At 74.4% G+C, this 23,911-nt stretch carries 17 protein-coding genes; 4 read left to right on the plus strand and 13 right to left on the minus strand.

Annotated elements, in window-relative coordinates; translation table 11 throughout:
• The 5 genes from ABT092_RS16620 to ABT092_RS16640 form a co-directional block, all read right to left on the minus strand.
• Positions 1 to 1,403: protein kinase domain-containing protein (locus ABT092_RS16620; protein WP_351244382.1), on the minus strand; the 1,403-nt coding region annotated here is incomplete at its 3' end.
• A gap of 35 nt (positions 1,404 to 1,438) precedes the next feature.
• Positions 1,439 to 3,268, minus strand: coding sequence for a serine/threonine-protein kinase (locus tag ABT092_RS16625; RefSeq protein WP_351244567.1), 1,830 nt, complete (start codon positions 3,266 to 3,268; stop codon positions 1,439 to 1,441).
• A 75-nt stretch (positions 3,269 to 3,343) separates the two neighbouring features.
• Positions 3,344 to 5,866, minus strand: a complete 2,523-nt coding sequence (locus tag ABT092_RS16630) for a serine/threonine kinase C-terminal domain-containing protein (RefSeq protein ID WP_351244384.1) — start codon at positions 5,864 to 5,866, stop codon at positions 3,344 to 3,346.
• Between the two features lie 270 nt (positions 5,867 to 6,136).
• Complete coding sequence (locus tag ABT092_RS16635; protein WP_351244386.1) at positions 6,137 to 8,371, minus strand: serine/threonine protein kinase; 2,235 nt, start codon at positions 8,369 to 8,371, stop codon at positions 6,137 to 6,139.
• Positions 8,372 to 8,638: 267 nt separating this feature from the next.
• Positions 8,639 to 10,348 carry a glycerol-3-phosphate dehydrogenase/oxidase gene (locus tag ABT092_RS16640; protein ID WP_351244388.1) on the minus strand — a complete coding sequence of 570 codons (1,710 nt, stop codon included), beginning with the start codon at positions 10,346 to 10,348 and terminating at the stop codon, positions 8,639 to 8,641.
• 294 nt (positions 10,349 to 10,642) lie between these two features.
• Between ABT092_RS16640 and ABT092_RS16645 the strand changes: the two genes are divergently transcribed.
• Positions 10,643 to 11,869: a nucleotide sugar dehydrogenase gene (locus ABT092_RS16645; protein ID WP_351244390.1), complete on the plus strand. Its 1,227-nt coding sequence runs from the start codon at positions 10,643 to 10,645 to the stop codon at positions 11,867 to 11,869.
• A gap of 114 nt (positions 11,870 to 11,983) precedes the next feature.
• On the opposite strand, the gene ABT092_RS16650 is transcribed toward ABT092_RS16645, so the two are convergent.
• From ABT092_RS16650 to ABT092_RS16665, 4 genes are all read right to left on the minus strand, one after another.
• Entirely contained in the window at positions 11,984 to 13,108 is a 1,125-nt protein-coding gene (locus tag ABT092_RS16650; RefSeq protein WP_351244392.1) for a GuaB3 family IMP dehydrogenase-related protein, read from the minus strand.
• A 116-nt stretch (positions 13,109 to 13,224) separates the two neighbouring features.
• Positions 13,225 to 14,730 (minus strand): IMP dehydrogenase, encoded by a 1,506-nt coding sequence (gene guaB, locus ABT092_RS16655; RefSeq protein ID WP_351244394.1) that lies wholly within the window; start codon positions 14,728 to 14,730, stop codon positions 13,225 to 13,227.
• A gap of 128 nt (positions 14,731 to 14,858) precedes the next feature.
• Positions 14,859 to 15,434, minus strand: a complete 576-nt coding sequence (locus tag ABT092_RS16660) for a sigma-70 family RNA polymerase sigma factor (protein WP_351244396.1) — start codon at positions 15,432 to 15,434, stop codon at positions 14,859 to 14,861.
• A 404-nt stretch (positions 15,435 to 15,838) separates the two neighbouring features.
• Positions 15,839 to 16,450, minus strand: coding sequence for a response regulator transcription factor (locus ABT092_RS16665; RefSeq protein ID WP_003948568.1), 612 nt, complete (start codon positions 16,448 to 16,450; stop codon positions 15,839 to 15,841).
• 398 nt (positions 16,451 to 16,848) lie between these two features.
• Between ABT092_RS16665 and ABT092_RS16670 the strand changes: the two genes are divergently transcribed.
• Complete coding sequence (locus ABT092_RS16670; RefSeq protein WP_351244398.1) at positions 16,849 to 17,193, plus strand: WhiB family transcriptional regulator; 345 nt, start codon at positions 16,849 to 16,851, stop codon at positions 17,191 to 17,193.
• A 63-nt stretch (positions 17,194 to 17,256) separates the two neighbouring features.
• Here the strand turns inward: ABT092_RS16670 and ABT092_RS16675 are convergent, their stop codons facing one another.
• A complete protein-coding gene (locus tag ABT092_RS16675) occupies positions 17,257 to 18,171 on the minus strand; it encodes a LysR family transcriptional regulator (protein WP_351244400.1) in 915 nt (304 codons plus the stop codon).
• Positions 18,172 to 18,286: 115 nt separating this feature from the next.
• On the opposite strand from ABT092_RS16675, the gene ABT092_RS16680 reads away from it, so the two are divergent.
• Positions 18,287 to 19,060, plus strand: a complete 774-nt coding sequence (locus ABT092_RS16680; RefSeq protein ID WP_351244402.1) for an SDR family NAD(P)-dependent oxidoreductase — start codon at positions 18,287 to 18,289, stop codon at positions 19,058 to 19,060.
• 87 nt (positions 19,061 to 19,147) lie between these two features.
• Here the strand turns inward: ABT092_RS16680 and groL are convergent, their stop codons facing one another.
• From groL to ABT092_RS16695, 3 genes are all read right to left on the minus strand, one after another.
• A complete protein-coding gene (gene groL, locus ABT092_RS16685; protein WP_351244404.1) occupies positions 19,148 to 20,773 on the minus strand; it encodes a chaperonin GroEL in 1,626 nt (541 codons plus the stop codon).
• A gap of 125 nt (positions 20,774 to 20,898) precedes the next feature.
• Positions 20,899 to 21,207, minus strand: a complete 309-nt coding sequence (groES, locus tag ABT092_RS16690; protein WP_351244406.1) for a co-chaperone GroES — start codon at positions 21,205 to 21,207, stop codon at positions 20,899 to 20,901.
• A gap of 270 nt (positions 21,208 to 21,477) precedes the next feature.
• Positions 21,478 to 22,374 (minus strand): polysaccharide deacetylase family protein, encoded by an 897-nt coding sequence (locus ABT092_RS16695; RefSeq protein ID WP_351244408.1) that lies wholly within the window; start codon positions 22,372 to 22,374, stop codon positions 21,478 to 21,480.
• A gap of 291 nt (positions 22,375 to 22,665) precedes the next feature.
• On the opposite strand from ABT092_RS16695, the gene ABT092_RS16700 reads away from it, so the two are divergent.
• Positions 22,666 to 23,874: a class I SAM-dependent methyltransferase gene (locus ABT092_RS16700; protein ID WP_351244410.1), complete on the plus strand. Its 1,209-nt coding sequence runs from the start codon at positions 22,666 to 22,668 to the stop codon at positions 23,872 to 23,874.
• Positions 23,875 to 23,911: the final 37 nt, after the last annotated feature.

The raw sequence follows: 23,911 nt of genomic DNA on the forward strand, positions 1-23,911 counted from the left end.
AGTCCTCGTCGGTCATCGTGCCCAAGCAGCGTCGAAGAGGTCTGACGGGTCCGGCCCACGGCGCCCGGGGCCCGGGACGGGGTGGCGCTCGGCAGCGCGCCGCGGGGGCCGGCCTGCCGGGTGTCGTTGCCGGGCTGGGTGGTGCCGGGCCGGGGCGCGCTCCGGCCCGGGCCGGCGGGACGGGCCGGCGGGACGGAGGAGGTGGCCGCCGGGGTCCGGAGCGCGGTCGGGCCCGCGACCACGGGGCGGTCGTCGCCGTGCCGCCCCAGGTCGAACAGCGCCACCCCGCCCGCGACCACCGCCCCCGCCACCGCGGCGGCCAGCACCGCGACCAGCACCGTGCCGCGGGGCATCCGGGCCGGGGCGGCGGGCACCGGGGCCACCGGCTCGCGGTCGACCGGTTCGGGGACCGCGGCGCCGCCGGACGGCACCGGGTGCACCACCGGCAGCGGCGCCTCCTCGGGGAGGGCGCCGGGCACCGACTCCGGTTCCGGAGCGGCGGCGGACCGGCGGTCCGCGGGGGCCACGGGCGGGGTGCCGGGGACCGGCGCCCCGGCCAGGGCCGCGTGCAGCAGGCGTTCGGCCTCCGCCACCCCCAACCGGCGGGCGGGGTCGCGCTCCAGCAGGCCGGCGACCACCGGCAGCAGCGGCCCCGCCTCGACGGGCGGGCGGACCTCCTCGACCACGACCGCGTGCAGGGTGCCGCTGAGCGAGTCGCGCCGGAACGGCGAGCGCCCGGTCAGCGCCGTGCACAGCAGCGCCCCCAGCGACCACAGGTCGGCCTCCGGGCCGCCCGGGCCGCCGGAGACCCGTTCGGGCGCGCTGTACTCGGGCGAGCCGACGAAGAGGCCGTCCTCGGTGAGGGTCCCGGCGCCCGGCACCCTGGCCACCCCGAAGTCGGTGAGGACGACCCGGTCCGAGCCGGCCTCCAGCAGCACGTTGTCGGGCTTGAGGTCGCGGTGCAGGACGCCGGCGGCGTGCGCGGCGCGCAGGGCGCCGAGCAGGGCCAGCCCGATGCGGGCGACCTCCTCGACCGGTCGGGGGCCGTGGGCGGCCACCCGGTCGGCGAGCGAGCCGCCCGTCACCAGCTCCATCACGATGTAGGCGTCCTCGTCGTGCTCCACCACGTCGTGGACGACCACCACGTGCGGGTGCCGCAGGGCGGCGACGGCCCGCGCCTCCCGCAGGGTGCGGGCGCGCACCCGGCGGGCGGCGGCGCCCCGGAGGGTGGGATCGGCGTCCAGTCTCTTCACCGCGACCAGGCGGCCGAGGAGTTGGTCCTCGGCACCCCACACGACGCCCATGCCGCCCCGCCCGAGGCGGGATTTCAGCAGGTAACGCCCGTCTATGAGTCGGGACTTGGCACCCATGTCGGCCTTTTCACGGCCCCCCTCGGTCCCCATGCAGCCCATCATGCACCACAGTCGAGGGGCCCAGGTCAGGTTCCGTCGGGCTGCTCCCGCCAGCTCCCCAGCACCGTCCGGAAGTGTTCGCGCAGGGTCGGCCAATCCGCCTCGGGACCGGACATGTAGATGGCGTACTCGACCCCATCACGGCTGATGTACGCCTGCTCTATCGCCCGGCGGGGGCCGGGTGCGGTCTCGCTGCCGCCGGAGATCCAGCTGAACTCCCAGTGGGCGCCGGGGCGGTCCCGGAAGGTGTTGGGCCGCAGGTCGGCCCGGGTGTAGTCGGTCAGCCGGGAGGAGAGCTGGCTCTCCAGGTCCAACAGGTGGGTGTACGAGCTGTCGAAGTCGGGTTGGGTGACGACGCCGATCCTCAGCAGGCGCTCGCCGCCGTCCGGGGTGTAGTCGATCTGACCGTTCGTCACCGTCCGTTCCCAGCCCTGGGGAACGGCGAGGCTGAAGCCCGTCGGATCGGTCACCCGCGTCCAGCCGGCGGGCACCGTGTCCGCGCCGTCGGCGGTGACCGCCGGCGTCGGGGAACCGACCGCGCTCGGGGTGCCCGCCCCGCCCTCGGGGACCTTGGCGGGGGTGTTCGTCGCAGGGGTGCGGGGGTCGGCGGGCGGCGCACCGGCCTCGTGGGAGGGGCTCGCACTGACGGTCGGCGCGGCGGTGTCCTTCCGCTCCTGGTCCACGTACCGCAGCACCAGTGCCCCGCCCACGCTGAGGACCACCACGGCGGCGGCCCCGGCGAGGACCCCGTACCAGCCGGGCCGGCGGGCCGGGGCGGACGGCGCCGGGAGCGGGGTCGGGGCGGGCGGGGTGTGCGCGGGCGCCGCGGGCGGGGGCGGCGGCAGCGGGGTGGAGGTCATCGGGGTGGAGGTGGTGGGCGCGGCGGACAGCGCGGCGGCGGCCCCGGAGCCCCCGGGCCGGCCGGGGGCCGGCGGGGCGGCGGGTTCGACGGGCGCCGGGGCCGCGGCCAGTGCGGCGAGGGCCGCCGGGTCCACCGGGCGGGTCGGGGTGTAGCCGGCGGCGGGGCCGGTCTCCACCGGCCAGCGGCCCTCGGCCGCCTCGGCGAGCATCCGCTCCACCTCCTCGGCGTCGGGCCGGGCCTCCGGGTCCTTGCGCAGCAGGGCGGCGATCACCGGGGCGAGCGGTCCGGCGTGCGCGGGCGGCGCGGGCTCCTCGTCGACGACGGCCTGGAAGGTGCCGAGCGCGCTGGGCCGGCGGAACGGGGAGACGCCTTCGACGGCGGTGTAGAGGGTGGCGCCGAGCGCCCAGAGGTCGGCGGCGGCTCCCGGTTCGCCGCCGCGCACCCGCTCGGGGGCGAGGTAGTCGACGGAGCCGACGATCTCCCCGGTCTTGGTCATGCCGCTGTCGCCGTCGACCTGGGCGATGCCGAAGTCGGTGAGCAGCACCCGCCCGTCCTCGGCCAGCAGCACGTTGGCGGGCTTGACGTCCCGGTGCAGCACCCCGGCCTCGTGGGCGGCCCGCAGTGCCCGGGCGACCCACAGCCCGGTGCGGGCGGACCGTTCGGCGTCCACCCGCCCCCGTTCCTGGATGGCGTCGGCGAGCGAGCCGCCTTCGACCAGCTCCATGACGATCCAGGGGCGTTCGTCGTGTTCGAGGACGTCGTGCACGGTGACGACCGCGGGATGGGTGATCCGGGCGGCGGCCCGGGCCTCGGCCCGGGTGCGGTCGAGCAGGACCGGTCGGTCGCGTTCGGCGGCGTACAGGGCCGCCGTCAACTCCTTGACGGCCACGGTGCGGTGCAGCACCTCGTCACGAGCGCGCCACACCCGCCCCATCCCGCCGCGGCCTATGCACTCCTGGATCCGGTAACGCCCTGCGAGCAGCACGCCGTTCATCAGCTTCACGTTCCCCCGTGGTGTGGTGACAGACACCCAGGGTAAGGAGCCCGGCGCGGTGGGGGAACACGCGGGTCAGCGCTTGGACTGGTAGGTGGCGGCGGCCTGCTCGTAGAGCCGGGTCACCTGGTCGCGCTCGGCCTCCGGCCCGCGCATCTGGACGATGTGGTAGCGGCCGTCGACGATGATCGCCCGGTTGCGCACGAAGAGTTCGCCGCCGCCGGAGTCGGTCCAGGTGAACTGGCCCTCGCCGCTGATCTGTCCGCCGACCTCAATGGTGCGCATGCCGCTGGAGGTGGACCAGGTCGAGTCCCGGAAGGGCCCGAGTTCGCGCTGGCTCTCCCGCATGTAGGCCAGGGGCTCGGAACCGTACTCGGAGACCGCGTCCCGACCCGGGACCAGGAGGAGTTGGAAGGTTCCGTCGGTGTAGACGATCTGTCCGCTGGCGTTCTTGGCCTGGCGTTCCCAACCGTTGGGGACGGCGACCCGGAAGCCCTCGGCGTCCTTGCGGAGGGCGAAGCCGTCCGGGACGGCGGGCTGCGCGGCGTCGGGCACCGGGGTGCCGGCCCGGTCGGGCCGCCGGGACTCCTCGGGCTCGCGGTCCGCCCCGGCGTCCCGGTCGGCGGCGGGGTCGGGACCCTTCGGCTCCCCCGCGGCGGGGGTCGGGCCGGCGCCGAGGGAACTGGTCCGCTGGCCGCCGGCCTCGGGGTCGGCCTCGGGCATGAACACCAGGGCGTAGGCGACCACCCCGGCGAGCCCGGCCATCACCAGCACCAGGAGGGTCCGCCCGAGCCGGGCGGGCGCCGGGCGGCCGGCGCGCTTCTGCCGACGCGGGCGCTCGGGGGCGGCCTCGGGCCGCTCCGGGCGCTCCTGGCCCCGCTTGCGGTGCCGGGGCGGGGCCTCGGCGGCGCGGGCGCGCTTCTTGCGCCGGCGCAGGAGTTCGCCGCGCCGGCGCACGATCGGCAGCCGCCGCGGGTCGGGCGGCGGGAGGTCGACCACCAGGGTCCCGGAGTCCGGCTCGGGCGCCGAGCGGACCAGGGAGCGCAGCCAGCCGCGCAGTTCCTCGAAGTCGGGTCGTTCGGTCGGGTCCTGACGGAGCAGCGACTCCACGACCGGCCGCAGCGGTCCGCACTCCTCGGCGAACGCCGGCGGTTCCGCACAGACCAGCTGGACGAGTTCGGCGGTGCTGTCCTCGGGGTACGGGGCGTGGCCCTGCACGGCCCGGAAGAGCAGCGCGCCGAGCGCCCACAGGTCGGTCGAGGGGCCGATGGGCGCGGCGAGCTGCCAGTTCTCGTGGACGGGGCCGGCCTGTTCGGGGGCCCAGCGTTCGGTGACCGGTCCGACGAGCGCCGTCCGGGCCTGCCGGGCCCGTTCGGCGGCGAGCGCGCTCGCGGGACCCCGGCGCGGGGCTCCGGTCCGCTCGCCCCACTCCCCGGCCGGGGCCTCGGCACCGGCGGGCGGGGTCGTCGGCTCGGCCGGGGACCCGGGCTGGGCCGGGACCCGCAGCGGGTCGGGGACGACGGGCAGCGGCGCGGTCTCGGCGGCGGCCCTGGGCAGGGCGCCGTGCCAGGGCGTCTCGGGCGCGGGCGCCGGGGCGGAGCGGACGCCGTAGGGGTCGGTGATCCGGCCGTGCGGGGCCTGCGGGGCGGGGGCCTCGGCGGGGGCGGGGGCCAGTCCCGCGTTCCGCTGTTCCTCGCTGAGCCGGGCGGCGGCCCGGGCGCCGGCCCGGTAGGCGGCGATGGCCCCGGCGCGGGCGGCCCGGACGTCGGTGCCGGCCGCGGGCAGTCGGGGGCCCGGCTCGCCCGGGGTCCCGGCGGGGCTCGGGGCGGCGCCGGTGGCCTCGGCCCAGGTGCGGCCGGGGCCGCCCGGGGCGTCCGGGCCGGGGAGCGGTCCGGTCCCGGCCCAGGGGCCGGCGACGGTGGCCCGACCGGTGCCCGGCGACCGGCCGAAGCCGTCGTCGACGTGCCCGCGGGGGGTGGCCGCCGGATCGCCGCCGGGCTCGGCGTCGGGGCGCGGGTCGTATCCGCACAGGGCCTCTTCGGCGGCGCCGGCGGCGAGCCCGGTGAGCATGACCCGGCCGTCGTCGAGGACCAGCACCGTGCGGGCGGTGATGTTGCGGTGGACCCAGCCGTGGGCGTGCAGGGCGCGCAGTCCGGTGAGGATGTCCGCGGCGACCTCGGCGGCCCGGTAGGGGGACAGGAGTTCCTCGTCGAGGTACGTCGACAGGGGGCGGCCGGCGACGAGTTCGCTGACGATCCAGAGCGAGCCGCCGTCGGCGAAGACGTCGAAGACCTGGTCGAGCCGGGGGTGGTCGGGCAGGTGGGCGGCGGCCTGGGCCGCCTCGATCGCCCGGCGCACCGCGGGGTCGCTGGCGCGGGCGACGGCCGCGCGGCCCGACTCGTTGAGGGCGAAGCCCTCGGGCAGTCCGTCCGCGTCGAGCACCTCGGCCTCGACGATCTCCGGCAACGGGACCTGGCGGACCAGGACTTCCTGTCCGCTGTGGGTGTCGAACGCCCGCAGGTACGCCGCTTCCTCGTCGGACGGCGCGAGGGGCAGGCGGTAGCGGTTGGCGAGCACGCGCCCCGCGTAGTCGTCCACGGCGTCCCCCTGTCCGGTGGTCCGGGTTTCCGTCGATCGGTTCGGTATGTCGCGCGTCCGCGGCCCGTAGCGTACGGTCCGCGACCCTTCACGATACGTGCCCCGGGCCGGACGTCGAGCACGGATGACGGATCTCATCGCACCTTCACCCGGGACAGCGGGCGGAACCCGAGGTTCCGGCGCTCCGCATTCCCGAACAACCGGACGGACCCGGTCGGTACGGACAGCGGCTGCGGCGGACGCCGGGTCAGGAGCGGGGGCGGCGGGGGGTCACGGCTTGGGCCGGAAGGTCTCGGTGAAGGTCCGCCAGGTCCGCTTGCGGTCCTCGCCGCTCCAGTCGGCGGCCTTCGCGGTGTACATCAGGGCGTACCCCTGACGGGAGTTGACGACGAAGCCCCGGTTGGTCACCCGGTACGTGGTACCGCCCTCGACGTAGGTGAACTCCCAGTCGGCGGCCTCCCACCCCCGGTAGTCGACCGCCGCGATGCGGATCCGCTCGTACTGGGCGCGCCGCATGGCCCGCTCCTGGTTGCGCCAGTCGGCGACGGCGTCGTCCTTGGGCGTGGCGGTCCAGCCGACCAGCAGCCGCTGCCCGTTCGGGCCGGTGTACCGGGCGCCGCCGAGCCCGTTCGAGGCGAACTTCCACCCCTCGGGCAGCCCCACCGAGAACCCCTGGTCGTGCCGGTGGGTGGCGGCCGCCCCGGTGCCGGTGCCCCGCCCCGGATCGGCCTTCCCGTCCTCCTTGCCGTCCGCGGCGTCCCCGTCGGCCTTCCCGTCGCCCTTCTCGCCGGTGGCCGCCGCGTCCGGGTCGCCGCCCGGAGCGGTGCCCTCGCCGGGGTCGGCGCCCCGGTCGCCGGCATCCGGCTGCTTCCCGTCGGTCCCCTCCGCCGGGGTCTTCGCCCCGGTGTCGGCGCCCTCCGCGGCGCTGCTGGAGGCGACCTTGTCACTGCCCTTGCTCTCCGTGCCCGGGTCGTCGTCGCGCAGGCTGAGGGCCACCACGCCGGCTATCACCGCGAGCGCCACCACGGCGGCGATCACCAGCAGGGTGCGCCGGGGCACCACGTCGGTGAGCGAGGCGCCCGGCGCGGACCGGCTCGCCACCGCCTCGCCCGGGGCGCTCGGCCCGCTCCCGCCGCCCGGCCGGGCGGGGGCGAACCCGGCGCCGGCCGATGCGGTGCCGGTGGCGCCCGGCAGCGGCCCGTAGGCCGGGCCGCGCGGCGGGGCCGCCGGCGGGGACGGGGGCGCGGACGGCACGGGGGGCGGGCCGGCGGGCCGGGCCGCCACCGCGCCACCGGCGACGGCCGCCGCACCGGCTCCCTGGGCCTTGCGCAGGGACCGCTTCTTGCGCTCCGGTGTGCGCTGCGCCAGCGCCTCCGGGGTCACCACCGGCATGGCGATGAGCACCGTGGGGTCGGCGGGGGGCTCCACGGGGGCATCCGGGGCGCTCAGCACCGCGGTGAGCAGGGCGCGCGCGCCGGCGTCGTCGAGTCGCTGTGCGGGGTCCTTCTCCAACAGCCCGTGGATGACCTCCTCCAGCGGACCCGCGTTCTGCGGCGGATCGACGGGTTCGGTCATCACCGCGGTCAGGGTCGCGATGGCGGAGCCCTTGTCGTAGGGCGGCACGCCCTCCACCGAGGCGTAGATGAGCCCGCCCAGCGACCAGAGGTCGGCGGCCGGTCCGGGGCGGTGGCCGCGGGCGCGCTCCGGCGAGATGTACGAGGGGGCACCGACCAGCATGCCGGTGGAGGTGATGGACGGGTCGCCCTCGACCTGGGCGATGCCGAAGTCGGTGAGGACCACCCGGCCGTCGTCGGCGATGAGCACGTTGGACGGCTTCACGTCGCGGTGCAGGATGCCCTCGCGGTGCGCGGCGCGCAGCACGTCGAGGACGGCGAGGCCGACTTCGGCGGCCCGCCGGGGTTCGAGCAGGCCGTCCTCGCGGATGGCCTCGGCCAGGGACTTGCCCTCGACGAGTTCCATCACGATCCACGGCCGGTCGTCCTCGTCGACCACGTCGAAGACGGTGACGGCGCTGTTGTTGCGGATGCGCGCGATCGCCTTGGCCTCCCGCAGGGTACGGGTGATCAGACGGCGCTTCTCCTCCTCGTCGATGCTGTTGGGGAAGCGGAGTTCCTTGACCGCGACGGTCCGGCCGAGGGTCTCGTCCTCGGCACGCCAGACGGTGCCCATGCCGCCCCGCCCGAGGACGTCGCCGAGGCGGTAGCGGCCGGCGAGCAGCCGGCCGCCGGTCGGGGGCGCGGGCCGGCCGCCCCGGGCCGCGTAGCCGGCACCGGCGGTGGCCGGTCGGTCGTCCCCGGCGGAACGGGCCGCACCCCGTCCGCGCCCGTCCGCCGCCCGGTCCGTCGATCGTTCGTCAGCCCCCGCACGGGCTGGGGTGGTCGAGGGCGTGTCCGACCGTGCGCCGGGCCTCTCGTCGCTGCGCTCCCCGGTCGGAGCGGCCACGTCCTCCCGACGGGCCCCGCCCCTCTGCTCCGCGTCCGACATGAGTCCCCTCTGCAACCCGCCCTGACAGAGCCTTCATTGTCCCCCACCGGGTGACCGCCCGGCGCCCCGGGTCGTCCGGCACCGCCGGGGACCGGATCGGGGCAAGACCGGCGTCGGGTCCGGGCCCGCGGCGCGGGCCGCGCCGGCGCGCGCCGCCCCGTGCGGGCACTGTCCCCCGCCGGCCGCCGCAGGGCAAGCCGGTGCGCGGCGTGGCGTGCGCCACTCCCGGTCAGCGGCCGTCCGGCGGGCGGGAGTTAGGGGGGTGGGTCAGCCGAGCGGCACGATGTCGGGGGCGCCGAGTCGCGCCGCGTCCGCGGTGAGGTCGTCCGGCTGCCGCTGGGACTCCCGCTCGGCCTCCACCCGCTTCTCGTAGTGCTGCACCTCGCGGTCGGTCCGGTCCGCGTCCCAGCCGAGCACGGGGGCCATCAACTCCGCCGCCTCGCGGGCGCAGCGGGTGCCCCGGTCGAAGGTCTCGATGGAGATGCGGGTGCGTCGGGTGAGGACGTCGTCGAGGTGGCGGGCGCCCTCGTGGGAGGCGGCGTAGACGACTTCGGCGCGCAGGTAGTCGTCGGCGCCGGTGAGGGGTTGCCCGAGGCCCGGATCCTCGACGACCAGGTCGAGGAGTTCCTCGCTCAGCGATCCGTACCGGTTCAGCAGGTGTTCGACGCGCACCACGTGGAGTCCGGTGCGGGCGGCGGTGCGGGCGCGGGCGTTCCACAGCGCGCGGTAGCCCTCGGCGCCGACCAGCGGCACGTCCTCGGTGACGCACTCCGCGACCCGGCGGTCCAGGCCGTGCACCGCCTCGTCGACGGCGTCCTTGGCCATCACCCGGTAGGTGGTGTACTTGCCGCCCGCGACGACCACCAGGCCGGGCACCGGGTGGGCGACGGTGTGTTCGCGGGAGAGCTTGCTGGTGGCGTCGGACTCCCCGGCGAGCAGGGGCCGCAGCCCGGCGTAGACGCCCTGGACGTCGTCCCGGGTGAGGGGGACCGCGAGGACCGAGTTGACGTGCTCCAGCAGGTAGTCGATGTCGGCGCTGGAGGCCGCCGGGTGGGCCTTGTCGAGGTCCCAGTCGGTGTCGGTGGTGCCGATGATCCAGTGCCGGCCCCAGGGGATGACGAACAGCACGCTCTTCTCGGTGCGCAGGATGAGCCCGGTGGCGGCGTTGATGCGGTCCTTGGGGACGACCAGGTGGATGCCCTTGGAGGCGCGGACGTGGAACTGGCCGCGCTCGCCGACCAGGGCCTGGGTGTCGTCGGTCCACACGCCGGTGGCGTTGACCACCTGCTGGGCGCGGACCTCGTACTCGCCGCCGCCTTCGAGGTCCTGGACCTTGGCGCCGACGACGCGTTCGCCCTCGCGGAGGAAGCCGACGACCCGGGCCCGGTTGGCGACCTGCGCCCCGTAGGCGGCGGCGGTGCGGACCAGGGTGGCGACGTAACGGGCGTCGTCCATCTGGGCGTCGTAGTACTGGAGGGCGCCGGTGAGCGCGTCCTTGCGCAGGCAGGGGGCCACCCGCAGGGCGTGACGCCGGCTCAGGTGGCGGTGCACGGGCAGGCCCCGGCCGTGCCCCTTGGCCATGGACATGGCGTCGTAGAGGGCGACTCCGGAGCCCGCGTAGAGGCGTTCCCACCCCTGGTGCTGGAGGGGGTAGAGGAAGGGCACCGGCTTCACCAGGTGCGGGGCGAGGCGCTCCAGGAGGAGTCCGCGTTCCTTCAGCGCCTCCCGGACCAGGGCGAAGTCCAGCATCTCCAGGTAGCGCAGTCCGCCGTGGATCAGTTTGCTGGACCTGCTGGAGGTGCCGGAGGCCCAGTCCCGGGCCTCCACCAGCCCGGTGGACAGGCCCCGGGTCACCGCGTCCAGTGCGGTGCCGGCGCCGACCACGCCGGCGCCCACGACCAGGATGTCCAGTTCGCGTTCGGCCATCGCCGCGAGCGATTCGGCGCGCTGCGCCGGGCCCAGTGTCGCTGTCCTCACCGCTGCCTCCCGTCGGTCCGGGGTCGTTCCCCGCCCCGTGCGGGTGCCCGTCCGTGCGCCCCGCACACCGGCACCCGCCCCTGGTGCCATGGTCACCCCGCGCTTCGATTCTCGCCGCGCGGGCGCACGCCCACACTCCCGCCCGTGCCCGCCGGGCGGCGACACCCAGCGCGTCACCGCAGGAAATACCACATAACGGTCATATTTACCCCTAGTCTGACAGTGCGCTGGTCCATCTTGTCCACCGGGCTTGCGCGCCCCTCCCGCTCCTGCTATTGGGAAGGACGCCCCGCCATGCCCGCAGACCTCGCCGTCATCGGCCTCGGCCCGCTGGGGCTGCCCCTGGCGCAGGCCGCCGTGGCCGCCGGCATCCCCACCCTCGGCCACGTCCCGGGCCCCGCCCCCGTCCTCGACGGCGGCGCCCTCACCACCGCCGAGGTCCGCCGGATGCTCGCCGGCGGGTTCACCCCCACCACCGACCCCAAGGGCCTCGGCCGGGTCCGCACCGCCGTCATCTGCGTCCCCGCACCGCGCGGGGCGGACGGCTCCCCCGACCTCACCCAGGTGGGTGACGCGGCGCGCGTCCTCGCCGCCCGGCTGCGCCCGCACACCACGGTCGTCCTGGAGTCCCCCGTCCCCCCGGGCACCACCGAGGACTTCCTCCGCCCCCTGCTGGAGGAGGGGTCCGGCCTGCGCGCGGGCCGCGACTTCCACCTCGCGTACTCCCCCAGCCGGGTGGACCCCGGCAACCGAACCCACCCGTGGACCGGCGTCCCCAAGGTCATCGGCGGGCTGACGCCGGCCTGCACCGAATCCGCCGCCGCCTTCTACGGCCGCCTCACCGACAAGGTCGTCCGCGCCCGCGGCACCCGGGAGGCCGAGACCGTCCAACTGCTGGAGACCAACTTCCGGCACGTCAACATCGCCCTCGTCAACGAGATGGCCGTGCTCTGCCACGACCTGGGCGTCGACCTGTGGGACGTCATCCGCTGCGCGGAGACCAAACCGTTCGGCTTCCACGCGTTCCGCCCCGGGCCCGGGGTGGGCGGCCACGGGGTGCCGCAGGACCTCTCCGGTCCCCAGCACGCCGTCCGGCCGCTGCGCATGGTCGAACTCGCCCAGCAGGTCAACGGGCAGATGCCCCGGTACGTGATCCAGCGCGCGGCCACCCTGCTCAACGAACACGGCAAGTCGGCGCGGGGCGCCCGGGTGCTGCTGCTCGGGGTCACCTACAAGCCCGACGTGCCCGACCGGCAGGGCTCACCCGCCCGGGAGATCGCCGTCCGCCTGATGGACCTGGGCGCCTCGGTGAGCTACCACGACCCGTACGTCCCCGCGTGGAGCGTCCTGGACCGTCCGGTGCCCCGCGCGGATTCCCTCTACGAGTCCGCCGCCGACGCCGACCTCACCCTGCTCCTCCAGCACCACCGCACCTACGACCTCCAGGGCCTCGCGGTCAAGGCCCAACTCCTGCTGGACACCACCGGCGCCACCCCCACCGGCACGGCCCACCGCCTCTGACGGCGGCCCGCCGGCCCGGGCGGCACACCGGGCGGAGCCATGGAAATGGGGGTACTCCAGACCCCGTTCATCGGGCCGAAGTACCCCCACACCGCTCCGGTCAGCGGGTACGGATCACCGCTTGTGCTGGGCGTCGGCCACCGTGACCTCGACCCGCTGGAACTCCTTCAGCTCGGTGTAGCCGGTGGTGGCCATGGCCCGGCGCAGCGCCCCGAAGAAGTTCATGGACCCGTCGGGGATGTGGGACGGGCCGGTGAGGATCTCCTCCGTGGTGCCGACCGCACCGAGGTCCACCAGCTTGCCGCGCGGCACGTCCTCGTGCACCGCCTCCATGCCCCAGTGCCGGCCCTGGCCGGGCGCGTCGGTGGCGCGGGCCAGCGGCGAGCCGACCATCACCGAGTCGGCGCCGCAGGCGATGGCCTTGGGCAGGTCGCCGGACCAGCCCACGCCGCCGTCGGCGATCACGTGCACGTACCGGCCGCCGGACTCGTCGAGGTAGTCCCGGCGGGCCGCGGCCACGTCCGCGACGGCGGTCGCCATCGGCACCTGGATGCCCAGCACGTTGCGGGTGGTGTGCGCGGCGCCGCCGCCGAAGCCGACGAGCACGCCCGCCGCCCCGGTCCGCATCAGGTGCAGGGCGGCCGTGTACGTGGCGCAGCCGCCGACGATCACCGGCACGTCCAGCTCGTAGATGAACTGCTTCAGGTTCAGCGGCTCGGCGGCGCCGGAGACGTGCTCCGCGGAGACGGTGGTGCCGCGGATGACGAAGATGTCGACCCCGGCGTCCACCACGGCCTTGGAGAACTGGGCGGTCCGCTGCGGGGACAGCGCCGCGGCGGTCACCACGCCCGCGTCGCGCACCTCCTTGATGCGGCGGCCGATCAGCTCCTCCTTGATCGGCTCCGCGTACACCTCCTGGAGCCGCCGGGTCGCGGTGGCCGTGTCCAGCTCCGCGATCTCGTCCAGCAGCGGCTGCGGGTCCTCGTAGCGGGTCCACAGCCCTTCGAGGTTCAGCACGCCCAGCCCGCCGAGCTCACCGATGCGGATCGCGGTCTGCGGGGAGACCACCGAGTCCATGGGAGCGGCCAGGAACGGCAGCTCGAAGCGGTAGGCGTCGATCTGCCAGGCGATCGAGACCTCCTTCGGGTCGCGCGTGCGGCGGCTCGGCACGACGGCGATGTCGTCGAAGGCGTACGCCCGGCGCCCGCGCTTTCCGCGCCCGATCTCGATCTCAGTCACGTGTGTGGCCCTTCCCTCTCGTTGCAGCGCCTTCCAGTATCCCCGACGCAACGGCCGAGGGCGGCTCCGGAGTGCTCCGGAGCCGCCCTCGGCGGTGGCCTGTCCGTTCGGGGGGACTACGCGCGGCTGTAGTTCGGCGCCTCGACGGTCATCTGGATGTCGTGCGGGTGGCTCTCCTTGAGGCCGGCGGAGGTGATCCGCACGAACCGGCCCCGGTCCTGGAGCGCGGGCACGGTCTGCCCGCCCACGTAGAACATGGACTGGCGGAGCCCGCCGACCAGCTGGTGGACGACCGCGGCGAGCGGGCCGCGGTAGGGCACCTGGCCCTCGATGCCCTCGGGCACCAGCTTCTCGTCGGAGGCCACGCCCTCCTGGAAGTAGCGGTCCTTGGAGAAGGACTTGCGGTCGCCGCGGGACTGCATGGCGCCCAGCGAACCCATGCCCCGGTACGACTTGAACTGCTTGCCGTTGATGAAGAGCAGCTCGCCCGGGGACTCCTCGCAGCCGGCGAGCAGCGAGCCCAGCATCACCGTGTCGGCACCGGCGACCAGGGCCTTGGCGATGTCGCCGGAGTACTGGAGGCCGCCGTCGCCGATGACCGGGATGCCGGCCGCCTTGGCGGCGAGCGACGCCTCGTAGATGGCGGTGACCTGCGGGACGCCGATGCCGGCGACCACGCGGGTGGTGCAGATGGAGCCGGGGCCCACGCCGACCTTGATGCCGTCCGCGCCGGCGTCGACCAGGGCCTGCGCCCCGTCGCGGGTGGCCACGTTGCCGCCGATCACGTCCACCCCGGAGGAGTTGGACTTGATCTTGGCGATCATGTCGCCGACCAGTCGGGAGTGGCCGTGCGCGGTGTCCACCACGATGAAGTCCACGCCGACCTCGATGAGGGCCTGGGCGCGTTCGAAGGCGTCGCCGGCGACGCCCACCGCGGCACCGACGAGGAGCCGGCCCTCGGCGTCCTTGGCGGCGTTCGGGTACTTCTCGGCCTTGACGAAGTCCTTGACGGTGATGAGGCCCTTGAGGACCCCGGCGTCGTCGACGAGCGGCAGCTTCTCGATCTTGTGGCGGCGGAGCAGCTCCATCGCGTCGGAGCCGGAGATGCCGACCTTGCCGGTGACCAGCGGCATCGGGGTCATGACCTCGCGCACCTGACGCGCGCGGTCCGACTCGAAGGCCATGTCACGGTTGGTGACGATGCCGAGCAGCTTGCCGCCGCCGTCGGTGACCGGGACGCCGCTGATCCGGAACTTGGCGCAGATCGCGTCGGCCTCGGCCAGGGTGGCGTCCGGGTGGACGGTGATCGGGTCGGTGACCATGCCCGACTCGGAGCGCTTCACCAGGTCCACCTGGTTGGCCTGGTCGGCGATCGACAGGTTGCGGTGCAGCACGCCGACGCCGCCCTGGCGGGCCATGGCGATGGCCATCCGGGACTCGGTGACCTTGTCCATCGCCGCGGAGAGCAGCGGGATGTTCACCCGTACGTTCTTGGAGACGTACGACGCGGTGTCGATCTGGTCGGGGGCCATGTCCGAGGCGCCTGGGAGCAGCAGCACATCGTCGTAGGTCAGCCCGAGCGTCGCGAACTTCTCGGGTACTCCGTCGACGTTGGCAGTCATGACACCTTCCAGATGGCCTTGTCCGTGCGGGGTGTCCATGCTAACGGGAAGCGGACGGCTCCCATTCCCCGTTCGTTCCCGGGCGACGCACCGCCGACGGAGGGTGACGGTGGGCGGGGGCGCGGCCGCTACTGCTCGGCGAGGGCCCGCAGCCGGCTGAGCGCCCGGTGCTGGGCGACCCGGACCGCGCCCGGGGACATGCCCAGCATCTGCCCGGTCTCCTCCGCGGTGAGCCCCACGGCGATCCGCAGCAGCAGCAGCTCGCGCTGGTTCTCCGGGAGGTTGGCCAGCAACTGCTTGGCCCAGGCGGCGTCGCTGCTGAGCAGGGCGCGCTCCTCGGGGCCGAGGGAGTCGTCGGGCCGCTCGGGCATCTCGTCGGAGGGGACGGCGGTGGAGCCGGGGTGGCGCATCGCGGCGCGTTGGAGGTCGGCGACCTTGTGCGCGGCGATCGCGAAGACGAACGCCTCGAAGGGCCGTCCGGTGTCCTTGTAACGGGGCAGGGCCAGCAGCACCGCGACGCAGACCTCCTGGGCGAGGTCCTCCACGAAGTGCCGGGCGTCGCCGGGCAGTCGGGACAGCCGGGTGCGGCAGTAGCGCAGGGCGAGCGGATGCACCCGGGCGAGCAGGTCGTGCGTGGCCTGCGCGTCTCCGTCGACGGCACGGTGGACGAGCGCACCGATCACCGTGGTCTCGTCTTCGCGCATCGGTCCATGGTGCCTTGCCGCCCGTTCGTCCGTGGCACCACGTCCGTCGTTGTGCGTCGAAGCGTTATGAGTAGGTGCGCCGGCACTCATACCCCGGTCCCTCCCCTTCCGCTGGGATTCCGCTCGGACCCGTCCCCGAGGAACTCCACACCCCCAAGGATGCGGCATCGGCCGGGAAACGCGGGAACCCGCGGTGTGCGAGGGGCCGCCGGACGGCACCGGACCCGCGGGGAACCGCTCGGAAGCGACGCGGGGACGGCCGTCGGGGGCGGGCCGGGGATGCACCGGGGGGGCGTGCGGCACGCCCCCGGGCACCGGGGGTCGCCGCCCGTGCGCACGGCGCCCGCCCCGCCCGCCGCCGGCGGGCGGGGGTCGCCGTACCCCTGGGGCGGCACCCGGCGTTCCTAGCGGACCAGGCCCCACCGGAAGCCGAGCGCCACGGCGTGCGCGCGGTCCGAGGCGCCGAGCTTCTTGAACAGCCGCCGGGCGTGGGTCTTCACGGTGTCCTCGGAGAGGAAGAGTTCACGGCCGATCTCGGCGTTGGAGCGGCCGTGGCTCATGCCTTCGAGCACCTGGATCTCGCGGGCGGTGAGGGTGGGCGCGGCGCCCATCTCGGCCGACCGCAGGCGCCGGGGGGCCAGTCGCCAGGTGGGGTCGGCGAGCGCCTGGGTCACCGTGGCCCGCAGTTCGGCGCGCGAGGCGTCCTTGTGCAGGTATCCGCGGGCCCCGGCGGCGACCGCGAGGGCGACCCCGTCGAGGTCCTCCGCCACCGTGAGCATGATGATCCGGGCGCCCGGGTCCGCGGAAAGCAGTCGGCGGACGGTTTCCACGCCGCCCAAGCCGGGCATGCGCACGTCCATCAAAATCAAATCGGAGCGGTCGGCGCCCCAGCGGCGCAGGACCTCCTCGCCGTTGGCCGCCGTCGTGACCCGCTCGACGCCGGGCACGGTCGCGACCGCGCGGCGGAGCGCTTCTCGGGCAAGCGGGGAGTCGTCACAGACGAGGACGGACGTCATGACCGTCCTCCGCAACTGATGCGCGTCACCTTGAGCCTCCAGGCTGGTACGAATCGTCACCTGTGCGGTTGACGCTCCCGGACGTGTGCCCGAGTGCGCGTTTCCTCAACCGCTTCCGGACCTCTCAACGACGGTCACCCGAAAGAGTTACGGGTCGCTCAGGCACCTTCGGCACTCTATGTGAGGGGCCCGACACCCGACCGCCACTCCGGGTCATCAGAAAGCTTTCGCCAAGATCCGTGCCCCATTTAGCGGCTTTTCTTCACTTTCGCCGGTGTCTGGAGCTAGATTCGCAAAGAGTCATATTTTCATCTTCTTCGACAGCATTTCCGAGCGTCGTGGGCACCGTCCGCGCCGGCACGTCCACCAGCCGTACGCACGCCGTAAGGGGACACGCAATGGCAGACTTCTCCCGCCTTCCCGGACCCAACGCCGACCTGTGGGACTGGCAGCTCCTCGCGGCCTGCCGCGGGGTGGACAGTTCGCTCTTCTTCCACCCGGAGGGCGAGCGCGGCGCGGCGCGCAGCGCACGCGAGCACTCCGCCAAGGAGGTCTGCATGCGGTGCCCGGTGCGGGCCGAGTGCGCCGCCCACGCCCTCCAGGTGCGCGAGCCCTACGGGGTGTGGGGCGGACTCACCGAGGACGAACGCGAGGAACTCATGGGACGGGCCCGCAACCGGCTGGTCCCCGCGAACGCCGCGGCGGCTCCGACCCCGCCGGAGCGCCCCGACACACCGCACTGAGCCCCGACCGCGGCCAGGAGGAACGTTTCACCCCCGTATGCCCGCCCGCCGCGGGCCGGGGCCTCAGCGGGCGGCGACCCGCGCCAGGTGCTCCAGGGTGGCCGCGACCGCCGGGACCCGGGCCAGGTCCGGCAGGGTGAGGGCGACGATCCGGCGCCGCACCGCGGGTTCCACCACCACGGTCCGCACCCCCTTGGGGCGGACCGACTCCAGCGCCAGCTCCGGCAGCACCGCCACCCCGAGCCCCGCCCCGACCAGGCCCGTCACCGCCGGGTAGTCGTCGGTGGCGAAGTCGATCCGGGGGGTGAACCCGGCGGATGCGCAGACGTCCACCAGTTGGCGCCGGCAGCGCGGGCAGCCCGCGATCCAGGGGTCGTCGGCGAGGTCGTCGATCCGCACCGTCCCCGCGTCGGCCAGCGGGTGGTCCTCGGGAACCAGACCGACCAGCCGGTCCGCGCAGAGCGACCGCACGGTCAGGTCGGACCACTCCTCGGGCACCCGCTCCTCCTCCGGCCCGGCGGGGTCGGCGTAGGAGAAGGCCAGCGCCACGTCGCAGTCGCCCTCGCGGAGCATCTCGACCGAGCGCGGCGGTTCGGCCTCCACCAGCGAGACCCGGGTGCCGGGGTGCGCGGAGCGCAGCGCGGCCAGGGCCGCGGGCACCAGGGTGGAGCTGCCGCTCGGGAAGGACACCAGCCGGACCCGGCCGGCGCGCAGCCCCGCGATCGCGGCGACCTCCTCCTCCGCGGCGGTGAGCCCGGCGAGGATGCCGGCGGCGTGCCGGACCAGGGCCTCGCCGGCCTGGGTCAGCCGCATCTCCCGCCCGGCGCGCACGATCAGCGGGGTGCCCGCGGAGCTCTCCAGCGCCTTCATCTGCTGACTGACCGCGGGCTGGGTGCAGCCCAGTTCGCGGGCCGCGGCGGAGAAGGAGCCGGTGGCGGCGACCGCGCGCAGGACACGGAGATGGCGGGCTTCGATCATCCCACCATCGTACGGGAACATAAGATTTCCTTGGATGTCCAGCGAAATGACCACTCATGGCTTTGGCCCCGGGCAGCGGGGCGTCCGGACACCGACCGCGCCGTAACCTGACCCCATGACTACGGCTCTGATCACGGGTGCGACCGCCGGCATCGGGGCGGCCTTCGCCCGGCGCCTCGCCGCGGACGGCCACGACCTGGTGTTGGTGGCGCGCGACGCCGAGCGGCTGCGGGACCAGGCCACCGAACTGCACGACCGGCACGGGGTGGAGGCCGAGGTGCTCCGCGCGGACCTGGCCACCGACGGGGGTATCGAGGCGGTGGCCGCCCGGTTGGGCAACCGGCGCCGTCCGGTCGACCTGCTGGTCAACAACGCCGGGTTCGGGAACAAGGGCCGGTACCTGGAGGTGCCCCTCGCCGACGAGTTGACGATGCTGAAGGTGCACTGCGAGGCGGTGCTGCGGCTCACCTCGGCCGGCACGGAGGCGATGCGGGAACGGGGCCGCGGGGGCGTGGTGAACGTGGCCTCCGTCGCCGCGTTCCTGCCGCGCGGGACCTACGGGGCGTCCAAGGCGTGGGTGGTGCAGTTCACCCAGGGCGTGGCCCGGGACCTGGCCGGCTCGGGGGTGCGGCTGATGGCGCTGTGCCCCGGGTTCGTGCGCACCGAGTTCCACGAGCGGGCCGGGATGGGCACCGACAACATCCCCGGGTGGATGTGGCTGGACGCGGACAAGGTGGTCGCCACCGGGCTGACCGACCTGAGCCGGGGGCGCACGGTCTCGGTCCCCGATCCCCGGTACAAGGCGCTGATGGGGCTCGCCAAGCTGGCCCCGCGGCAGTTGCTGGGCGGGGTGACGTCCACCACCGGCCGCAAGTACGGGCCGCAGTAGCGCCCCGACGACGCGGGCCCCGGCCCGGCCCCCGCGACGGGGGCCGGGCCGGGGCCCGTCGTTCAGCGCCTGCGCGCCGGTGGTCGACTAGTGCGAGTGGCCGTGACCGTGACCGGCGTCGGCGGCCTCCTCCTCGGCCGGCTTCTCGACGACGAGGGTCTCCGTCGTGAGCAGCAGGGAGGCGATGGAGGCGGCGTTCTCCAGCGCGGAGCGGGTCACCTTGACCGGGTCGATGACGCCGGCCTTGACCAGGTCGCCGTACTCCTCGGTGGCGGCGTTGTAGCCGTGGCCGGCCTCCAGGTCGGCGACCTTGGAGACGATGACGTAGCCCTCCAGGCCGGCGTTCTCGGCGATCCAGCGCAGCGGCTCGACCGCGGCGCGGCGGACCACGGAGACGCCGGTGGCCTCGTCGCCCTCCTTGCCGAGGTTGCCCTCCAGCACCTTGGCGGCGTGCACCAGGGCGGAACCGCCACCGGAGACGATGCCCTCCTCGACCGCGGCGCGGGTCGCGGAGATGGCGTCCTCCAGACGGTGCTTCTTCTCCTTGAGCTCGACCTCGGTCGCGGCACCGACCTTGATCACGCAGACGCCGCCGGCGAGCTTGGCGAGGCGCTCCTGGAGCTTCTCGCGGTCCCAGTCGGAGTCGGTGTTCTCGATCTCGGCCTTGATCTGCGCCACGCGGCCGACGACGTCCTCGGAGTTGCCGGCGCCGTCGACGATGGTGGTGTCGTCCTTGGAGACGGTCACCCGGCGGGCGGAACCCAGCACCTCCAGGCCGACCTGGTCGAGCTTGAGGCCGACCTCCTCGGCGATGACCTGGGCACCGGTGAGGGTGGCCATGTCGCCGAGCATCGCCTTGCGGCGGTCGCCGAAGCCGGGGGCCTTCACCGCGACGGCGTTGAAGGTGCCGCGGATCTTGTTGACGACCAGGGTCGACAGGGCCTCGCCCTCGACGTCCTCGGCGATGATCAGCAGCGGCTTGGAGCCACCCGCCTGGATGACCTTCTCCAGCAGCGGCAGCAGGTCCTGGATGGAGGAGATCTTGCCCTGGTGGATGAGGATGTACGGGTCTTCCAGGACGGCTTCCATGCGCTCCTGGTCCGTCACGAAGTACGGGGACAGGTAGCCCTTGTCGAAGGCCATGCCCTCGGTGAAGTCCAGTTCGAGGCCGAAGGTGTTCGACTCCTCGACGGTGATGACACCGTCCTTGCCGACCTTGTCCATGGCCTCGGCGATCAGCTCGCCGACCTGCGGGTCCTGGGCGGAGAGACCGGCGACGGCGGCGATGTCCGACTTCTCGTCGATCGGGCGCGCGGTGGCGAGGAGCTCGTCCGAGACGGCCTTGACGGCGGCGTCGATGCCCTTCTTCAGGGCGGCCGGGGAAGCACCGGCGGCGACGTTGCGCAGACCCTCCTTGACCAGGGCCTGGGCCAGCACGGTGGCGGTGGTGGTGCCGTCGCCCGCGATGTCGTTGGTCTTGGTCGCCACCTCCTTGACGAGCTGGGCGCCGAGGTTCTCGTACGGGTCCTCGACCTCGACCTCACGGGCGATGGTGACGCCGTCGTTGGTGATGGTCGGCGCGCCGAACTTCTTGTCGATGACGACGTTGCGACCACGGGGGCCGATCGTCACCTTGACGGTGTCGGCCAGCTTGTTGACGCCGCGCTCAAGGGCGCGACGGGCGTCTTCGTCGAACTTCAGGATCTTCGCCATGGGAGCGGTTCAGCCCTCTCAGAAACTGCTGGAAGCGGTGAAACGGAACGCGCCCCCGGCACCCGGCTTCGCGCGGGGCCAGGGGCACGTTCCACGAGCACGGGGCGCCTCGGGACGCCCGGTGACTACTTCTCGATGATCGCGAGCACGTCGCGGGCCGAGAGGACGAGGTACTCCTCGTTGTTGTACTTCACCTCGGTGCCGCCGTACTTGCTGTAGAGGACGACGTCGCCGACGGCGACGTCGAGCTCGACGCGCTTGCCGTCCTCGACCCGGCCCGGGCCCACGGCCAGGACGACGCCCTCCTGGGGCTTCTCCTTGGCAGTGTCCGGAATGACCAGGCCGGAGGCCGTGGTCTGCTCGGCGTCGAGCGGCTGGACCACGATGCGGTCCTCAAGCGGCTTGATGGCAACCTTGGAGCTGGTGGTCGTCACGATCCGACCTCCCCCTTCGGAGATCTCACGGGGTCAATTGTCTGGGGTGGCGACCAGGTCGATCCGTCGTCGCGGGTGCCGGACCTGCCTGTCGCATTGGCACTCGCCGGTGGAGAGTGCCAGGGCCGAGACTATGACCGCGATTAGCACTCGGTCAAGCGGAGTGCCAACGCGCCGTCCGTTCGGGCTCCGCCGCACGCTCCCCGCGCACGGTCGGGCGGCCCGCTCGGCCGCGAGCGGGACCCTCCTGCGGCCGGCGGTCCCGCCCCGTCAGAGGTAGTCCTCCAGCTTGGCCACGGCGTAGCCCTGGTCGGTGACGTGCTTCAGGAAGCGGCGCATGGCGTCGGGCATGCTGCCGCCCCAGTCCCCGCGGCCCCGGAAGTGGGTGAGCACGATGTCCCCGGGGTGCAGGCTGCGGTCCCACTCGCGGTACTCCCAGCGGTCGGCGAAGACCTCCTCGTTCCAGAGCGGCACGTGACGGATGCCGCAGGACCCGGCGGCGCGTAGGGTGTCGGCGTTGTAGTTCCCGTACGGCGGCCGGAAGACGGTGGGCCGGGTCCCGTACTGCTTCTGGATCACGTCCTGCATGCCGCAGATCTGCTGCTTCTGCTGGGCGTAGGACAGGCCCGGCAGGTAGGGGTGGGTCAGGGTGTGGTTGTTGAGGGTGACCCCGGCGTCGCGCATGGCGCGGAAGTAGCCGTAGTCCTCCTTGACCAGGTAGTCGCTGAGGAACGCGGTGTACGGGACCTGGAGCTCCTCCATCATCCTGATCAGCGCCGGGTCCTTGTCGGCACCGTCGTCGATGGTGAGGAAGACGACCTTGTCCCTGGTGGGGACGGTGGTGAAGACCGGCGGCAGGCCCTCCTGCCCCTCGACCTCGAACCCGTCCCGGGTGGTGATCCTCGGCTTCACGGCGGGCGGCGGCGGGGCGAGGAGCGGGGGCTTGGCGAGCCCCCAGCGCTTGGCGGTGGCGAGCCGGGCCGCCTCGACGGTGCGCTTGCGGACGGCGGCGGCGTCCTCGACGGCCTCCTTCGCGCCCTTCGCGCCGGGGGCGCCGCCCGGCTGCCCGGAGGCGGAGGCGGCGGGCTTCGCCGGCTCGGCCGGTTCCGTGCCGCAACCCGCGACGGTGGTGGCGGTGACACCGAGGGCGAGGACGGCGACGAGCACCCGGGCGAGCGCTCCGGGGCGGATCCGCCGGCGTGCGCTCGGGCCCGCGCTGGCGGGTGCTCCGGGGCGTGCGGGCACTTCAGGACGTACGGGCCCTTCGGGCTGCGCGGGCGCTTCGGGGCGCAGGGACCGGCGCTCCGCGCGACCGACGCACCCGCGCACCTCACGGGTGATTTGTTCGTTTTGTCTTACTAGTCGCATGGGGCCGCATCCTGTCAGCGGCCCCGGCGCGCCCGGGGGCGACACCGCCGCCGCCCCCGGACCATCCACCGACTGGCCCACAATGGCCCGGTGAGCACCACCGACCCCCGCCCCGCGCCCGAGGCGCAGTTCGCCGCGCTCCTCACCGACGAGGGCCGCGCCCTGCTGGACGAGGTCCGCGACACCGACCCCGCCCGGGAACTCGCCGTCGCCACCCGGCTGCGCCGCGACCACCCCGCCGAACTGGTGAACGCCGCACTCGCGCAGGCCCGGCTGCGTCAGCGCGCGGTGGCCAAGTTCGGGGCCGAGGACGCGGCCCGGATGTTCTTCACCCCGGACGGGGTGGAACAGGCCACCCGCACCAGCGTGGCCGCCTACCGCGCCGGGCGGATGCGGGACCTGGGCGTCACCTCGGTGGCCGACCTGTGCTGCGGCATCGGCGGCGACGCCCTCGCCCTGGCTCGGGCCGGCATCCGGGTACTGGCCGTCGACCGCTCCCCGCTGACCTGCGCGGTCGCCCGCGCCAACGCCCACGCCCTGGGCCTCGCGGACCTCATCGAGGTCCGCGAGGCCGATGTGACCGAGGTGGCCGTGGACGGCTACGACGCGGTGTTCGTGGACCCGGCCCGCCGCGGCGGCCGTGGCCGGATCTTCGACCCCGAGGCGTACTCCCCGCCGCTGAGCCTGGCGGTCGACGCGGTGCGCAAGGCGGGCCGCGGAGCGCTGAAGATCGCCCCGGGCGTGCCGCACGAGGCGGTGCCCGAAGGCGTCGAGACGGAGTGGATCTCCGACCGGGGCGACCTCAAGGAGGCGGTGCTGTGGTTCGGCACCGACGCCCCCGACTCCCGCCGCTCCACCCTGCTGCCCGGCGGCGCCACCCTCACCGCCGCCCTGGACCGGCTCCCCCCGGACCCCCCGGTGCGCCCGGTCGGCCGGTACCTGTACGAGCCCGATCCGGCGGTGATCCGGGCCCGTTTGGTGGCCTCGGTGGCCGAACGGGTCTCGGGCGGGCTGCTCGACGCGACCATCGCCTACGTCACCTCCGACGAACTGCGCCCCACCCCGTTCGCCACCGCCTACGAGGTGACCGACCACCTCCCCTTCCACGTCAAGCGGTTGAAGGCGCTGCTGCGGGAACGGGGGGTGGGCACGCTCACCGTCAAGAAGCGGGGCTCCGCCGTGGAGCCCGAGGAGTTGCGGCGCAAGGTCCAGCCGCTCAAGGGTCCGCACGCGGCGACGGTGTTCCTGACCCGGGTGGCCGGCGCCCCCACCATGTTGATCGGGCACCCGGTCGCCTGACCCCGCCGCCCTGCTGCCCTGCTGCCCTGCTGCCCTG

Origin of the sequence: Streptomyces sp. NPDC002490 (genome assembly GCF_040296045.1) — a bacterium.
In the GTDB taxonomy this organism is placed as follows: Bacteria; Actinomycetota; Actinomycetes; order Streptomycetales; family Streptomycetaceae; genus Streptomyces.

Excerpts from the sequence above, each read along its gene's own strand:
- guaB (WP_351244394.1), bottom strand. The coding sequence starts at position 14,730 with ATGACTGCCAACGTCGACGGAGTACCCGAGAAGTTCGCGACGCTCGGG.
- ABT092_RS16680 (WP_351244402.1), top strand. The coding sequence starts at position 18,287 with ATGACTACGGCTCTGATCACGGGTGCGACCGCCGGCATCGGGGCGGCC.
- ABT092_RS16635 (WP_351244386.1), bottom strand. The coding sequence starts at position 8,371 with ATGTCGGACGCGGAGCAGAGGGGCGGGGCCCGTCGGGAGGACGTGGCC.
- ABT092_RS16665 (WP_003948568.1), bottom strand. The coding sequence starts at position 16,450 with ATGACGTCCGTCCTCGTCTGTGACGACTCCCCGCTTGCCCGAGAAGCG.
- ABT092_RS16675 (WP_351244400.1), bottom strand. The coding sequence starts at position 18,171 with ATGATCGAAGCCCGCCATCTCCGTGTCCTGCGCGCGGTCGCCGCCACC.
- ABT092_RS16645 (WP_351244390.1), top strand. The coding sequence starts at position 10,643 with ATGCCCGCAGACCTCGCCGTCATCGGCCTCGGCCCGCTGGGGCTGCCC.
- groL (WP_351244404.1), bottom strand. The coding sequence starts at position 20,773 with ATGGCGAAGATCCTGAAGTTCGACGAAGACGCCCGTCGCGCCCTTGAG.
- ABT092_RS16670 (WP_351244398.1), top strand. The coding sequence starts at position 16,849 with ATGGCAGACTTCTCCCGCCTTCCCGGACCCAACGCCGACCTGTGGGAC.
- ABT092_RS16625 (WP_351244567.1), bottom strand. The coding sequence starts at position 3,268 with ATGAACGGCGTGCTGCTCGCAGGGCGTTACCGGATCCAGGAGTGCATA.
- ABT092_RS16660 (WP_351244396.1), bottom strand. The coding sequence starts at position 15,434 with ATGCGCGAAGACGAGACCACGGTGATCGGTGCGCTCGTCCACCGTGCC.